Genomic DNA, 14,606 nt, shown 5'->3' on the forward strand with positions numbered 1-14,606 from the left:
GGCCTCGCCACCATGGCAAGCCTGCGGCCTTCTTCAATTGTCTCACAAATCGAGACAGTGTTGGCAGTCAAAGGCTGATTATCGAACATATATCACAGGATAAAATAGTCCTTTAGTCTCTGAATCATTGGACTTTTACCTATGAAACACCGGTATTTCCCCCTTTCATCCCTCTCTGTCATCGTCCTCGGCACTCTGCTAAGCGGCTGCAACAGTGAAGCCACCCCGCCCCAGGCCGAGACGCCGCGCCCGGTCAACGCCATCACCCTGAGCGAGGGATCTGCCCAGCAGACCCTGCGCTTTAGCGGCGAAATTCGCTCCCACCAGCGGGCCAACCTCGCCTTCCGAGTGCCCGGCACCCTGGATGCCATCCTGGTGAAAGAGGGGGACAAGGTGAGCAAGGGAGCGGTGATCGCGAGGCTGGATCCCCACGATTTTCGGGTTCAGCGGGATGAAACCGCCGCCATGCTCAAGGAAGCCAAAGCCGCGAGCCGGCTGGCCGAGGTCGAGCTGATCCGCACCCGCCAGGCGGTGGGTGACAATGCCATGGCCAAGATCAACCTGGACAGGGCCACCAGCGCCAGCGCCCAGGCCAGGGCACGGGTGCAGACGCTGCAACAATCCCTCGCCAAGGCCGAAGATGCCCTGGGCTATAGCGAACTGCGCGCCCCCTTCGACGGCGTGATAGGCCAGCGCTTCATCGACGAGCATGAGCAGACGGCCCCCGGGGTACCCGTCTTCTCCCTGCATCAACCGAGCGTCCTCGAAGCCGTGGTCGACGTGCCGGAGCAGCAGATTGGTCAGTTGAAGAACGACATGGCGGCGAGCGTCACCTGGTATCGACAGGATGTGCCCGTCAGGGCCGTCAGCCGCGAGGTGGCGAGCCTGCCCGACCCCTTGAAGCGTACCCATGAGGTGACCTTCCGCCTGCTGGACCACTCCCCCGAGCTGGTCCCGGGCAAGTCGGTCAGCATAGCGCTACCCCTGCCGGGCAGTGACCAGATCCACTGCCTGCCGGTCAGCGCCGTCACTAGCCAGGGCAAGCAGAACCGGGTCATGACGGTGCGGGCTGGTCAGGCCATCGGCGTGCCGGTCGAGATCGTCAGCCAGCACCACGACGAGCTCTGCGTCAAAGGCGCGCTCACCGCAGGCGATCGGGTGGTCACCGCCGGCAGCGCCCTGCTGAAAGAACGCCAGTCCGTTACGCTCATCAAGCAGGTGGGTGCCCAATCATGACCCTCTCCACCTTTGCCTTGCGACAAAAGACCTTCGTGGTCTTCTTCTCCATCCTCTGCACCCTGGTCGGGATCTACTCCTATTTCGATCTCGGCAAGCTCGAAGATCCCACCTTCACGGTGAAGAGTGCCGTCATCGTCACCCTCTACCCCGGCGCCACTGCCCAGGAGGTGGAGCGTCTGGTCACCGATCCCATCGAGACCAAATTGCAGGAGATGGGGTCGCTGTGGAAGCTGAGATCCCTCTCCCGCCCCGGCAGCTCCATGATATTCGTCGATTTGCAGGAGAAATACAGTTCTGATGTGCTGCCACAGCAGTGGGATCTGCTGCGCCGCAAGGTGCAGGACGTCAAGCTCGCCCTCCCGCCCCAAGCGCAGATCAGCATAGTGCAGGATGAATTCTCGGAAGTGTACGGCATGTTGTTCGCCGTCTACGGGGACGACATTCCCATGCATCAGCTCAAGGATCAGGCCCGCGAACTGCAGCGCCGTCTCAAGGCGGTCAAAGGGGTCAAGAAGGTGCAGCTGCACGGCATCCGCGAGCAGGTGGTCAACATCGATGTGTCGAGCGAACGTCTCGCCCGCAGCCACATCTCCATGGCGGAGCTCATCGCCCAGCTCAACAGCCAGAACATGCCGGTCAGTGCCGGTGAGTACGACATGGGACGCGAAAACCTGCGGGTGGCCCAGACCGGCGCCTACCAGAACGTCGAGGATGTCCGCAATTTGATGCTCACCACCGGCCTCGTCGGTAACAAGCGCGGCACCCTGCGTCTGGGAGACGTCGCCGACGTCTACCTCGATTACCAGACTCCGGCCCAGACCGAGAGTCGTTTCAACGGCCAGCAGGCCATTACCCTCGCCGTGAGCCCCGAGACCGGCATCAACGTGGTCAGCATCGGTGATGAACTGACTGCCGTGCTTCAGCAGTTCGAGTCCGAGCAACCCCTCGGCACCGGAGTGGGCATCATCGCCTTCCAACCCGAAGAGGTGACCAAGTCCATCAACAACTTCGTGCTCAACCTGCTCGAGAGTATCGCCATCGTGGTTGCGGTGCTGATGATCTTCATGGGCTGGCAAAGCGCCGCCATCGTCGGTGCCAGCCTGCTGCTGAACATTCTGTTTACTCTGATCTACATGAACCTCACCGGGGTCGATCTGCAACGGGTTTCGCTCGGTGCCTTCATCCTGGCCCTCGGCATGCTGGTGGATAACGCCATCGTCATCGTCGACCTCTTCATCGCCAAGCTGGCCAGAGGGATCAACCGGGATGACGCCGTCATCGACTCCATCAAGGAGATGGCCGTCCCCCTGCTCGGCGCGACCGTGGTCGCCTGCCTCGGAGCCACGCCGGTACTGCTCTCCCAGACCGACTCGGCGGAGTTCTCCATCTCCATCGTCCAGGTGCTGGTCAGCTCCCTGCTGCTCTCCTGGGTCGTGGCCATGCTGATCACTCCCCTGATGTGCTGGGCCTTCATCAAGGCACCGAGCGAAGATGAGAGCGGCAAGCCGGAAGGCAAGGCGGCCCGTCTCTATCGCCGCGCCGTACACTGGACCGTGGACAACCCCAAGAAGGCCATGCTGACCGTCTTGCCGCTGCTGCTGCTGACCGGCCTCGCTGCGCCGCTGCTCAACGTGAACTTCATGCCGAGCTCGGATCGCAGCATCGTCTTCCTCGACTACTGGCTGCCCAACGGGGGTCGCATCGAGAGCACCTCGGCGGACATGAAGGAGATTGAGCAGTGGCTGCTGGCCCAGCCCGAGGTGAAGAGCATCTCCAGCTACGTGGGTGAGAGTGCGCCGCGCTTCTCTGTCACCGTCGAGCCCGAGCCCCTGGATCAGAGCTACGGCCAGATCCTGATCAACACCCACAGCTTTGACGACATCCCCGCCCTGGTGGCCAGGGGTGATGCCTGGCTCGCCACCCGCTTCCCCTATGCCGAGCCGCGCTTCCGTGATCTCAAGCTCGCCACCAAGGACAAGTTCAGCATCGAAGCCCGCTTCGAGGGGCCGGATCCCGCCGTGCTGCACAATCTCTCCGAGCAGGCCCAGGCCATCATTCGTGCCAACCCACACACCAAGTACGTGCGCGACGACTGGCGCCAGCAGAGCAAGGTGGTCACCCCCGTCATCAACCAGGCGGCGGCCCGCAAGGCCGGGGTCAGCAATACCGACATCGCCATGGCCGTTCACACCGCGACCGAAGGGCTGCAGATTGGCACCCTGCGCCAGCAGGATGACCTCATTCCCATCAAGCTGCGCAGCGCCAACAGCACCCTGGAAGCCATGGCGGACTTGCCGGTACGCTCCGCCCTCGGCCTGCACAGCGTGCCGCTCGGCCAGGTGCTCAACGACATCGAGATCGGTGGGGAAGAGAGCATGATCTGGCGCCGCAACCGGCTGCCGGCCATCACGGTCCAGGCCGGGGTGGACGGGGAGCTCACCGCCTCCGTGGTGCGCCAGCAACTGGCGCCCGAGCTGGAGGCCATGGTACTGCCGGCAGGCTACACGATGCATTGGGGCGGCGAGTACTACGACGAGAAGCGTGCCGTCGATGATCTCATGCTGCAGACCCCCAAGGCGGTGGTGATGATGTTCATCATCCTGATGGCCCTGTTCAACGCCTATCGTCAGCCGCTCATCATCTTCATCACCCTGCCACTGGCCTCCATCGGCATTATCTGGAGCCTGCTGCTGATGGACAAACCGTTCGGCTTCATGGCCATCGTCGGCATGATCTGCCTCACCGGCATGATCATCAAAAACGGTATCGTCCTGCTCGATCAGATTGAGCTGGAGCGGCGCAACGGCCGCCTGCTGATCGATGCGGTCAAGGAGGCGACCATCAATCGCACCATGGCCATCTCCATGGCGGCGCTGACCACGGTGCTCGGCATGGTGCCGCTGCTCACCGATCGCCTGTTCGATCAGATGGCGGCCACCATCATCGGTGGCCTGATGGCGGCGACCGTGCTCTCGCTGTTCGCCATGCCCGCCTTCTACATGCTCTTCTTCGCCCGTGAACACCGCGCCCAAGGCTGCGCGCCGCAGGCCACAGACAAGGATCACTCCCATGAATAAGTGCCGCCTCAGTGCCCTCATCGCCCTGCTGATGCTGGGGGGCTGCAGTCTGGCCCCCGATTACCAGACCCCGACCCACCCGGTCAGCCAGGTCTATCTGAACCAGGCCACCCCGGGCACTCAGGTCGGTGGGGAGAGCCCCCTCGCCTGGTGGCACCAGTTCAACGACCCCGAGCTCGATGCCCTGGTGCTGGCCGCCCAGCGCCAGAACATCACCCTCAAGATAGCGAGCCAGCGCATCCAGCAGGCCCAGGCCTATCAGGAGGCCATCGCCTCCTTCAAGGTGCCCACCTTGAGCCTGGGGGGCGGCTACACCGATTCGCGCCTCAGTGAAAACGGCGATCTGACGGGGCCGGCGGTGAGCCCGCTGCCCCTGCCGGGCGCCCTCGGTGGCGGCTCGGTGCAACTGATGGAGCGGGATCCCACCGCCGTCTTCATCGGCGCCAACGCGAGCTGGGAACTGGATTTGTTCGGTCGCATCGACAGCCTGAGTCAGGCCGCCGCCATCCGCACCGAGCAGGCGGGCATCATGCGCAAGGGCTTGATCACCGCCATGACCGCAGACGTGATCAACAACTACCTGCAGTATCGCGGCGCCGAAGCGCGCAGCCTGATCGCCACCGATACCGTGCGATCTCAGCAAGAGACCCTGGCCATGGTCGAATCCCTGCATCGCAACGGCTATGGCTCGGATCTCGACCTGGCCAACGCCCGCGCGGCCCTCGCCACCACTCAGGCCAGCCTGCCGCTCCTCGACACAGCCAAGAATGTGCACCTGAACCGAATGGCACTGCTGCTCGGAGAGCCCGTCGCCCGGACCCAGGCCCGCTTCACCCCTCGCCCGCTGCCCGCCATGGAGGCGCTGATCCCGACCGGCCTGCCGTCCAGCCTGCTGACCCGCAGACCCGACGTGGCGAGCGCCGAGCGGGCCATCGCCGCCAAGAACCAGGAGCTCGGGGCCGCCATCGCCGCCCGCTACCCCAAGGTGTTCCTGACCGGCAGCCCGGGACTGGTGGCCGGGGATGTCGATGACCTGTTCAAATCGGGCTCCACCGCCTGGGCGCTGGGGGCCGGTTTCTCCTGGGATCTGTTCGACGGCGGCCGGGGCGAGGCCAGGGTCAAGGCGCAGGAGGCGGGTCTCGAGGAGGCGGCGCTCACCTATCAGCACACGGTCAATGCCGCCTTCAACGAGGTGGAGACCGCCCTCATCGCCTACGGCAACAGTCAGCAGTATCGGGATCACCTGCACCTGGCGAGCCAGCAGGCCGAGCTGGCCCTCGGCAAGGCCAAGAGCCTCTACCGTGCAGGCCTGGTCGATCACCTGCAGGTACTGGACGCCGAGCGCCAGCAGAACAGCCTGAAAGATGCCGAAGTGGTGGCGCGCCTCGGCACCGCCACCAACGTGGTGCTGCTGCACAAGGCCCTGGGAGGAGACTGGCAGGCCCCCCAGCTGACTGAGGGATAACCCCTCTCTCACCCGTACCGACGGGCCCGTCCCTGGTATGGCCTGAGGTCACAAGGCGCCATCCACAACGGGAGCAGTCCACACCGAGCCCCGGCATTGCGCCGGGGCTCGCCTTTTGGGGCCGTTGAACATGCTGAAACGCCCTCAAGCAGGCCTTCAGGCCCCCTCTTCCCAGTGATAAATCAAATGTAAAAGCGATCACTATTGATTTGGCAAATGATCAAAGAGGTCATGCTGACCGAAACAGACGCCATTTCGCCCCCTGTCCCGCGGTTTTTTCCATGGGTCGGCACCGCTGTGTCAGGGAGATGACAGCCCTAGCCAAATGAAAACCAACGACTAATCCCCTCCCCACGCGCGCTAGCCCAGCCTCCCCGCCGCGCCACTGGAATAAGTCACAGTAACCAGATGCCCCATCCCTCACTAGGCTGTGCAGGCCCGTCACTGGCCATCGGCCACGGGCGACCTTTTCGCACAGCACCTTTTCGCACAACACAAGGAAGAGAGAGATGGGTAACAATCAACTGCTGTTCAACGGTGGCGAGAGCGCCGGCACCTTCCAGCTCGATTTCAACAACAACCGCGCCTATGAGCTGTTTGGCAGGGAGTACCTCAAGTGCTACGCCAACCTGGCGGTCAAGGGCAAGATGAGCAAACCACTGCCCTCGGGTCCCTTGAGCTACCACGTCGACTTCGCCATGGATTGCGGCTGCAATTCGGTGCTGATTGACTTCAACCTCGCCTACAAGAAGACCTTTGGCAGCAACCAGGAGGCACTGCCGCTGCTGCGCGTCAGTGACTATGAGGCCGAGCTGCTGCTCTGCCAGCTGGTACGCGAGGCCGCCGCCAATCGCCTCAACAGCCGGGATCAGTTCGACGAGGCCGAGTCCTTCTTCAACGATGCCAACCTGCCCCTCGCCAGGGCCGTGGCGAACGACCCCTATGCCGACAAAGACGGCCTGGTGGAGTTCATCGTGGCCAACGAGCTGCTGGATGATCCCGCCGTCATGGCCAAGCTCGCCGAGCAGAAGGCCTACCTCATCGCCATCACCTCGGTGGTCACCGCCTACATCAATCGCTACGCCGAGGCCTACGGGGATCAGTACAAGACGGATGCGGATCTCTGGGCCAGGGCGCTCTCCAAGATCCCGTTGATGGGGCCGAGCAAGATCGATCAGCAGAGCTACAGCCGTCACATCAAGGGGATCAGCATCGCCACCGACTTCATCAACTTCATCATGGACGTGGTGGTGAGCCAGGGCACCACGGCCCTGGCAAGCTTCAACAAATTCCTGCAAAAACAGGGGGATGCCATCCGCTTCGGGGTGGAGAACAACAAGGACTACTACAAGACCATCACGGTGGGCATCACGGTGGAGGTGTTCAAGGTCGGCAGCGAGCTGGTCTATGTGCCCAAGATCAAGCAGTACCGCGTCAACTTCGACCGTCAGAACAGCAAGTTCACCTCCGCCTGCGCCAGCAGCGAGTTCGTGGACATCCATTTCAACTACCTCTATGCGGCCAATGTGTTCGACTACGAGGCGCTGAAAGATCCCGAGATCAAGCGCGACTTCGACAGCTTCATCCAGAAGCAGCGCAAAGCGCAGATTGAAGAGGCCGACACCTTCTTCAACGACGACTTCCCGCCCCTGCAGCCCAAGTTGCTGGCCCGCAGCAAGGCCACGGTCTGACGGGTGAGCCAAACAAAAACAGCCGGCATCTGCCGGCTGTTTTTTTTATCTGAAGCTTTAGCGGTCCCCCCGCTCAGGCTCGCTTCTCCTCGAGCCAGGCCCCCTGACTCTGCATCTCGAACAGCTGGGCGTAGTGGCCCCCCTCGGCCATCAGCTCGCCGTGGGTGCCCCGCTCGTTCACCTGACCGCGGGACAGCAGCAGGATCTCCTCTGCATCGACGATGGTGGAAAGCCGGTGAGCGATGGCGATGGTGGTACGGCCACGGCGCGCCGCCGACAGCGCCTGGGAAAGCGCGAGCTCGGTCTGGGAGTCCACGCTGGCGGTGGCTTCGTCCAGGATGAGGATGCGCGGATCCCCCACCAGCGCCCGGGCAAACGAAAGCAGCTGACGCTGACCGGCGGAGAGGTTCTTGCCCCCCTCCTCCAGCATTGTTGCGAGCCCATCCGGCAGACTCTGCACAAAATCCTTCAACTGCACCTCGTCCAGCGCCCGCCAGAGCGTCTCCTCGTCGATGCCGTCACGGCCGAGGCGCAGGTTCTCCGCCAAGGTCCCGACGAAGATGAAGGGATCCTGCTGTACCAGCCCGATGCTGCGGCGCACTGCCGCGAGCGACAGCGCCTCGAGCGCATGATCGTCAAAGCGGATGGTGCCGCTGCCGATGGGGTAAAAGCCCATCAGCAGGCTGATGACGGTAGACTTGCCGCTGCCGGTATGGCCCACCAGCGCCAGCATCTGACCGGGACGGGTACAAAAGCTCACCTCCCGCAGCACGGGTTGCTGGCCGTCATAGGAGAAGCTCACCTGCTCGAAGCTCACCCGCCCCTCGAGCGACGCCTCTTCACCGTCCGTGCTCTCCCGGGACTCGTCCAGCAGGGCGAATACCCGCTCCCCCGCCACCATGGCCTGCTGCAACTGGTTGAGCTGGTTGGTCATCTCGATGAGAGGCTCGATCATCCGCCCGAGGTAACTGATGAAGGCGTAGAGTACCCCCACCTGGATGGCGCCGCCGCTGCTCAATCCCTCGTGGGCGAACAGGGCCAGCAGCCCTATCAACACCATCATGTAGAAGAGATCGATCAGGGGGCGCAGCAGGATGCCGTTGATTTTCAAACTCTTGAGGCGGGCATGCCAGTGCTGCTGATTCACCTCGGCAAAAGCCCTGGCGAAATGGCGCTCCTGCACCATGGCTTGGATCACCGGCATCCCCTGCAGGGATTCGTTGAGCCGACTGTTGATGTCGGAGAGCAGGCTGCGGGTGGCCCGCACCACGGGCACGCTCAATTTCTGGTAGAGCCACATCACGGCCCCCACCAGGGGCAGCAGGGTGGCACACACCAGCATCAGCCGCAGATCCAGCAGGGCCATGGAGATGAGGATGCCGCACAAGAGCACCACTTTTTGCACCAGGAGCCCGATCACCTGCACATAGAGGTTCATGATGGCCTCGGTGTCGTTGGTGATGCGAGAGATGAGGGAGCCCGAGCGGTGCTTGTCAAAGTAACGGGCCGGCAGGCGGATGGCGGTGGCAAACACCTGCTCGCGCAGGCGCTGCACCACCGCCTGGGCGATGCGGTTGAAGCGCAGGGATTGCAGGTAGAAGCCGGCCGCCGACAGGAATTGCAGGCCGAGGTAACCCGCCGCCAGCGCGGCGACCTCGGGCCACACCAGCTGGCGCGGGGCCAGGTAGTCGTCGATGAACAGCTTGATGAGCAGCGGCCCCGCCACTTCGGCACCGGTGGCGAGCAGCAGGCAGATGCCCGCCTGAATCAGCCAGCGGGGGTAGCGGGCACAATACGCCAGCAGTCGCTTGATGGTCGGGTTCACAGATTTTCCTCCACGTCCTGCTCCAGGCGCTGATAGCGCACCATGTCCGCGTACCAGCCGTTGTGGGCCATCAGGGCACCGTGATGGCCCCGCTCGCTGATCCGGCCCTGCTCCAGCACCAGGATCTCGTCCGCCTGCTCCACCGCCGTCATGCGGTGGCTGACCAGGATGAGGGTGCGTCGGTGGGCCTTCAGTGCTTGCAGGATCTGCTGCTCGGTGTGGGCGTCCACCGCCGAGAGGGCGTCGTCCAGCACCAGGATGGGGGCCGCCAGCAGCAGGGCGCGGGCGATGGCGAGCCGCTGTTTCTGGCCGCCGGATAGGGTTACCCCCTTCTCCCCCACCTCGGTCTCATAGCCCTGAGGGAAACGAGTGATGTCGTCGTGCACGCAGGCGATGCGCGCCACCCGCTCCACCTCCTCCCGACTGGCATCCGGCCGGCCGAGGGCGATGTTGGCGGCAATGGTGGTGGAGAACAAAAACGGCTCCTGGGGCACATAGGCGAACTGGTTGCGCAGCTCCCCAAGGGCCAGCCGGTCGATGCTCACGCCGCCCATGGTGATCCGGCCGCCGCTGGGGTTGGCCAGACGCATCAGCAGCTTGAGCAGGGAACTCTTGCCCGCCCCGGTGCGCCCGACGATGCCGAGCATGCCGCCAGCGGCGATGGAGACATCGATTCCCGCCAGCAGGGTACGGGACTCGAGACGGTAATCCACCCCTTGCATGACCAGCGGGAAAGGGTGCGCGAGCGGCTGGGGCTCGGCGGGATCTTCGATATCGCTACGCTCCGCCAGCAGGGTCTCGATGCGTGAATAGGCGGCGCTGCCGCGCTCTATGATGTTGAACAGCCAGGCGATGGCAAACATGGGCCAGATAAGCTGCCCCAGATACATGGTGAAACTGGTGAGCTCCCCCAGGGTCAGCTTGTCCTGCATGACCAGGGCACTGCCGCCGGCCACCGCCAGAAAATAGGAACAACCGATGCACAGGTAGATGACGGGGTCGAACTTGGCATCGATGCGGGCCACCGCCATGTTGCGCTCCCCCGCCTGGCGGGTCAGCTCGGCGAATCCCTTGTCTTCCAAGGACTCCACCGCATAGGACTTGAGCACCCGCACCCCGGAGAGGGCTTCCTGGGTCTTGTTGTTGAGGCGCGAGAAGGCCCCCTGCGCCGCCTTGAACTCCTTGTAGATCTGGGTCCCGAAACGGTTCATGAAAAACGCCATCACCGGCAGGGGCAAGAGGGAGAGCAGGGTCAGCTGCCAGGAGTACTGGCTGCACATGATGGAGAGCACCAGGATCCCGACGATGAAGGAGTCCACCAGAGTCAGCACCCCCTCCCCCGCCGTCATCTCGACGGCCTGGATGTCGTTGGTGGCGTGGGCCATCAGATCGCCGGTGCGGTGGCGCTGGTAGAAATCCGGGCTCATGCGGGTGAAGTGGGTGAAGAGCCGGTTGCGCAGCACATAGGCGAGCCGGTAGGAGGCACCAAACAGCATGACGCGCCAGACATAGCGCAGCAGGTAGATGACGACCCCCAGCCCCAAGAGCCCCGCCAGATATTGCATCAAGGTGGCGTTGTCGAGCCCCCCCTTGGTCACGCCATCCACCACCCAGCCCACCACCTTGGGCGGGATCACGGTCAGCAGGGCCACCATCATCAACAGGGTGATGGCGATGAGATAACGCCGCCACTGATCCTTGAAGAACCAGCCCAGCCGCAGAAATACGCTCACATCAGGATCCTTGCTCGCGGCGCCAGGGCCGCTTGGTCATAAGAGATGCTCAAGACAATCGCCCCCGAAGCGGGGGCGAGGTGAACGGGCCATCATAGCCTGAAGCAGCCAGCTTGAGAACGATGGCTATCCCCCGGATGTCACAGCCGCTCGTCCCGCCCGCCGAACAGGCCCATGGTTGGCTCCTGCTGATCCCCGCTCAGCAGGAAGTGGGAGACCTCCTCCCGGGTCTGGCTGAAGACAAGCTGCAACTGGGTCAGCTCCTCTTCACTCAGATCCCCCTGCAGCCGCAGCCGCCACTCCAGCTCACCGGCCAGCAGTTGCAGACGCGCGGCGGAGATGTTGGCGGAGACCCCCTTGAGGGTATGCAGCAGTCGGCTTGCCACCTCGGGCTGCTGGCGACGCAGGGCGGAGCGGATGTCCCAGAGATCGTCCTTGTGTTCGGAGAGGAAGAGCTTGAACAGGATCTGCAGTGCCTCCCTGTCCTGTTCCAGCCGGCGCAGGGCATCGTCGAGATCCAGCACCCCCATCAGCGCCGGTGGCTTGACCTCGGGGCTGGTCCGGCGCTGAGCGCTGGCCCCCTTCACCCACTGCAGCAGGTTGTTGTAGAGATCCAGCTTGCTGACCGGTTTGGTCACATAGCCGTTCATGCCGACCCCGAGACAACGCTCCCTGTCCCCCGGCATGGCGCTGGCGGTGAGGGCGATGATGGGCACGTCGTGCTTGTCCACCATCTTGCGGATCTGGCGGGTGGCATCCAGCCCGTCCAGCACCGGCATCTGCAGGTCCATCAAGATCACATCGAAAGGTTGCTCCGCCACCTGCTCCACCGCCTCGCGTCCGTTGCCCACCACGGTGACCACGGCCTCGATGCGGCGCAGATACTCCACGATGAGCTGCTGGTTGACCCGGTTGTCTTCGGCCAGCAGCACCCGGGTGCCCTGCAGCAGCTCCCGGAAATGCTGCTGATCCCCCTGGACCTCGGCCTGACGTACATTGCGATCGTGGGAGCTGCCGTTGAGCATCTCGTCCACCTTGGCCAGCAGGGCGTTTTCGGTCATGGGTTTGGCCAGGAAGTGGCTCAGCCCCATGCTCTCCATGCGCCCGTGCAGCCCTTCCCGGGCCCAGGCGCTGGTCATCAGCACCGGCAGACGCTGCCACTGGCTGTGCTGATGCATCTCGAGGGCGAGATCCAGACCATCCTCCTGACCCATGCGCCAGTCGAGGATGGCGAGGCGGATGTTCTGTCCCTCTTCCCGCAGCACCTGACGGGCGCGGGAGACGCTGTTGACCGTCATCACGCAGGCGCCGGCCCGGCCCAGGATGTCCTTGGCCAGCTCCAGTACCAACTCGTTGTCGTCCATCATCAGGATGAGGGGCTGGTGCTCGAAGAAGACCCGCCGCCCGGATACCCCGTATACCGCCTGGGACATGGGGATCTCGAACTCGAAGGTGGAACCCACCCCGGGCTTGCTCTGCACCGAAATCTCTCCCCCCATCAGCCCGACCAGCCGCTGGGAAATGTTGAGACCGAGCCCGGAGCCGCCATATTTGCGGGTGTTGCCCGCCTCCAGCTGGGTAAAGGGCTGGAACAGCTGGGTCTGCTTGTCCGGCGCGATGCCGATGCCGGTGTCCCGCACGCTGAAGCAGACCCGCATGGGGTGCTGGTTGACCAGGGTGATGGAGAGCTCCACCTCCCCCCGCTCGGTGAACTTGATGGCGTTGTTGACCAGATTGACCAGCACCTGGCCCAGGCGCAGGGGATCCCCGCGCAGGAAGTCCGGCACCGCCGGGGACTTGTTGATGATGACCTCAATCTGCTTGCGCTCCGCCAGATCCGCGAACATGGCCGCCAGGGAGTCGAGCTGCTCGCTCAAGTCAAAGTCGATCTCCTCCAGGGTCAGCTTGCCGGACTCCACCTTGGTGAGATCCAGGATGTCATTGATGAGCAACAGCAGGGTATCGGACGAGGATTTGATCTTGCTGAGGTAGTCCCGCTGCTGCTGGCTGAGATCCGTCTGCAGCGCCAGGGCGCTGAATCCGATGATGGCGTTCATGGGGGTGCGGATCTCATGGCTCATGTTGGCCAGAAAATCGCTCTTGGCCTGAGCCAGCAAGCCGGTGTGACGGGACAGCTCGCTCAGCTTCTGGTTGCGTCGCCACAGGGTCACCGCCACCAGGGAGAAGCAGAGCAGGGCCCCGCCCAGCACCATCAGATAGAAGCGGCTCTTGAGGGAGGAGGCAAGATCCAGCTTGTCCTGTTTCCAGACCGGCAAGGAGGCCAGCCCCCGCATCTCGATGATTTGGTTGCGCAGGCGGTGATACTCCATCACCTGCTGATTGAAATCCTGGCTGAGCTGATTGATGGCCGTCACCTTGCCATTGTCGGCATAGTCGTCGCCGATGCGCTGCTGCAGCTGTTGCAGGTGGCGCAGATCGTGGGTATCCCAACTGCGTCTGAGGTAGTGGCTGATCCTGGCCAGATCGGTGAGATCCCGGTGCAGCCGAGTCTCGCTCGGGAGCTGCGTCAGCACGGCATCGAGCTGACTCTGGAAACGTGGCTCCAGATACTCGATGGTCATCTCCATGGTGTAGAGCCTGGCGAGATCCAGCAGATAACCGTCGATGTCCTTTTGCAGCGCCTGGGACTTGGGATCGTCGGCGAGATCCGGGTCTTCGCGTATCTGGGTCACAAATTTGTCGAGCACGTTGGAAAGCAGGCTGAGCCGCTGCTGCACACTGCCATCGCTGGCCTTCTCGCGGCCCAGCAGATAGACGGTGTCGGTATTGATGCGGTTGAGGACCAGCTCGGCCGCCATGCTCAACTCGGAGGCACGCTGCTGCTGGCTGAGCAGTTGCCAGCAATAGGCCGAAAACCCCAGCAAAGATGCGATGATAAGGCTCAGGATAACACGATTGACGCGTGCAACACTCTTCATCCCGTCTCGATTCTCATGTCATGGTCAACTATCCGGTGACGAGGTGTCACGGCCGGACCGCCAACTGTGAAAAATAACTGGCTGCTATGTTACCGTTAGTCGGCGCGATCAATGCAACAAAGTTGTTGCAAGGCAATGAAATAAGGACGCAATTATGTCATCTATCACTACCTATTGTAGCCAGTGCTTTACCCGCAATCGTCTGCCCAGCGAGAAAGTGGACCTGACCGCGAAGTGCGGTCGCTGCCGGGAGCCCCTGTTTGGTCTCGCCCCGGTCACGGGACGCAGCGATCAGTTCGACACCCTGATCGCCTCCGACTTGCCGGTCGTAGTGGATTTCTGGGCCAGCTGGTGCGGTCCCTGCCTGCAGTTTGCCCCGGTGTTTCAGGAGATGGCGCGAGAGCTCGCACCGCGCATCCGTTTCGTCAAACTCGATACCGAGCAAGAGAGTGCCATTGCCGGTCGCTACGGCATTCGCAGCATTCCCACCCTGATGGTGTTCCAACGCGGGCAGATCCTGGCACAGCGCAGCGGCTCGCTGCCAAAGAGCCTGTTCAAGGAGTGGCTGCTCTCCTCCCTTCCTGAGGAGAAATGAAATCATTATGTTTAATTTTTGTTTCAGTGGTGTTTAAGTTCT

Annotated in this window: 8 protein-coding genes; 5 read left to right on the plus strand and 3 right to left on the minus strand. The window is 63.0% G+C overall.

Translation table 11 applies throughout. The features are described 5' to 3' along the window. Positions 1-141: 141 nt before the first annotated feature. From VZC39_RS11060 to VZC39_RS11075, 4 genes are all read left to right on the plus strand, one after another. Entirely contained in the window at positions 142-1,236 is a 1,095-nt protein-coding gene (locus VZC39_RS11060; protein WP_434662476.1) for an efflux RND transporter periplasmic adaptor subunit, read from the plus strand. Next, entirely contained in the window at positions 1,233-4,316 is a 3,084-nt protein-coding gene (locus VZC39_RS11065; protein WP_434662478.1) for an efflux RND transporter permease subunit, read from the plus strand. Before VZC39_RS11060 ends, VZC39_RS11065 begins: the two co-directional genes overlap by 4 nt. Then, positions 4,309-5,781: an efflux transporter outer membrane subunit gene (locus tag VZC39_RS11070; protein ID WP_434662481.1), complete on the plus strand. Its 1,473-nt coding sequence runs from the start codon at positions 4,309-4,311 to the stop codon at positions 5,779-5,781. The genes VZC39_RS11065 and VZC39_RS11070 overlap by 8 nt, the downstream gene beginning before the upstream one ends. 509 nt (positions 5,782-6,290) lie before the next feature. Next, positions 6,291-7,472 (plus strand): hypothetical protein, encoded by a 1,182-nt coding sequence (locus VZC39_RS11075; protein ID WP_349917877.1) that lies wholly within the window; start codon positions 6,291-6,293, stop codon positions 7,470-7,472. A 73-nt stretch (positions 7,473-7,545) separates the two neighbouring features. Here the strand turns inward: VZC39_RS11075 and VZC39_RS11080 are convergent, their stop codons facing one another. The 3 genes from VZC39_RS11080 to VZC39_RS11090 all read right to left on the minus strand — a co-directional run bounded on the left by VZC39_RS11080 (position 7,546) and on the right by VZC39_RS11090 (position 13,969). After that, positions 7,546-9,297, minus strand: a complete 1,752-nt coding sequence (locus VZC39_RS11080; RefSeq protein ID WP_434662483.1) for an ABC transporter transmembrane domain-containing protein — start codon at positions 9,295-9,297, stop codon at positions 7,546-7,548. Then, positions 9,294-11,030, minus strand: a complete 1,737-nt coding sequence (locus tag VZC39_RS11085) for an ABC transporter transmembrane domain-containing protein (protein ID WP_434662486.1) — start codon at positions 11,028-11,030, stop codon at positions 9,294-9,296. Before VZC39_RS11085 ends, VZC39_RS11080 begins: the two co-directional genes overlap by 4 nt. 140 nt (positions 11,031-11,170) lie before the next feature. Then, a complete protein-coding gene (locus VZC39_RS11090; protein ID WP_434662488.1) occupies positions 11,171-13,969 on the minus strand; it encodes a response regulator in 2,799 nt (932 codons plus the stop codon). 154 nt (positions 13,970-14,123) lie between these two features. Here VZC39_RS11090 and trxC point away from each other — a divergent pair, with 154 nt between their 5' ends. Continuing rightward, positions 14,124-14,564 (plus strand): thioredoxin TrxC, encoded by a 441-nt coding sequence (gene trxC, locus VZC39_RS11095; protein WP_434662491.1) that lies wholly within the window; start codon positions 14,124-14,126, stop codon positions 14,562-14,564. Positions 14,565-14,606: the final 42 nt, after the last annotated feature.

It is taken from the genome of Aeromonas sp. NJAU223 (genome assembly GCF_051125555.1).
GTDB lineage: Bacteria > Pseudomonadota > Gammaproteobacteria > Enterobacterales > Aeromonadaceae > Aeromonas > Aeromonas veronii_G.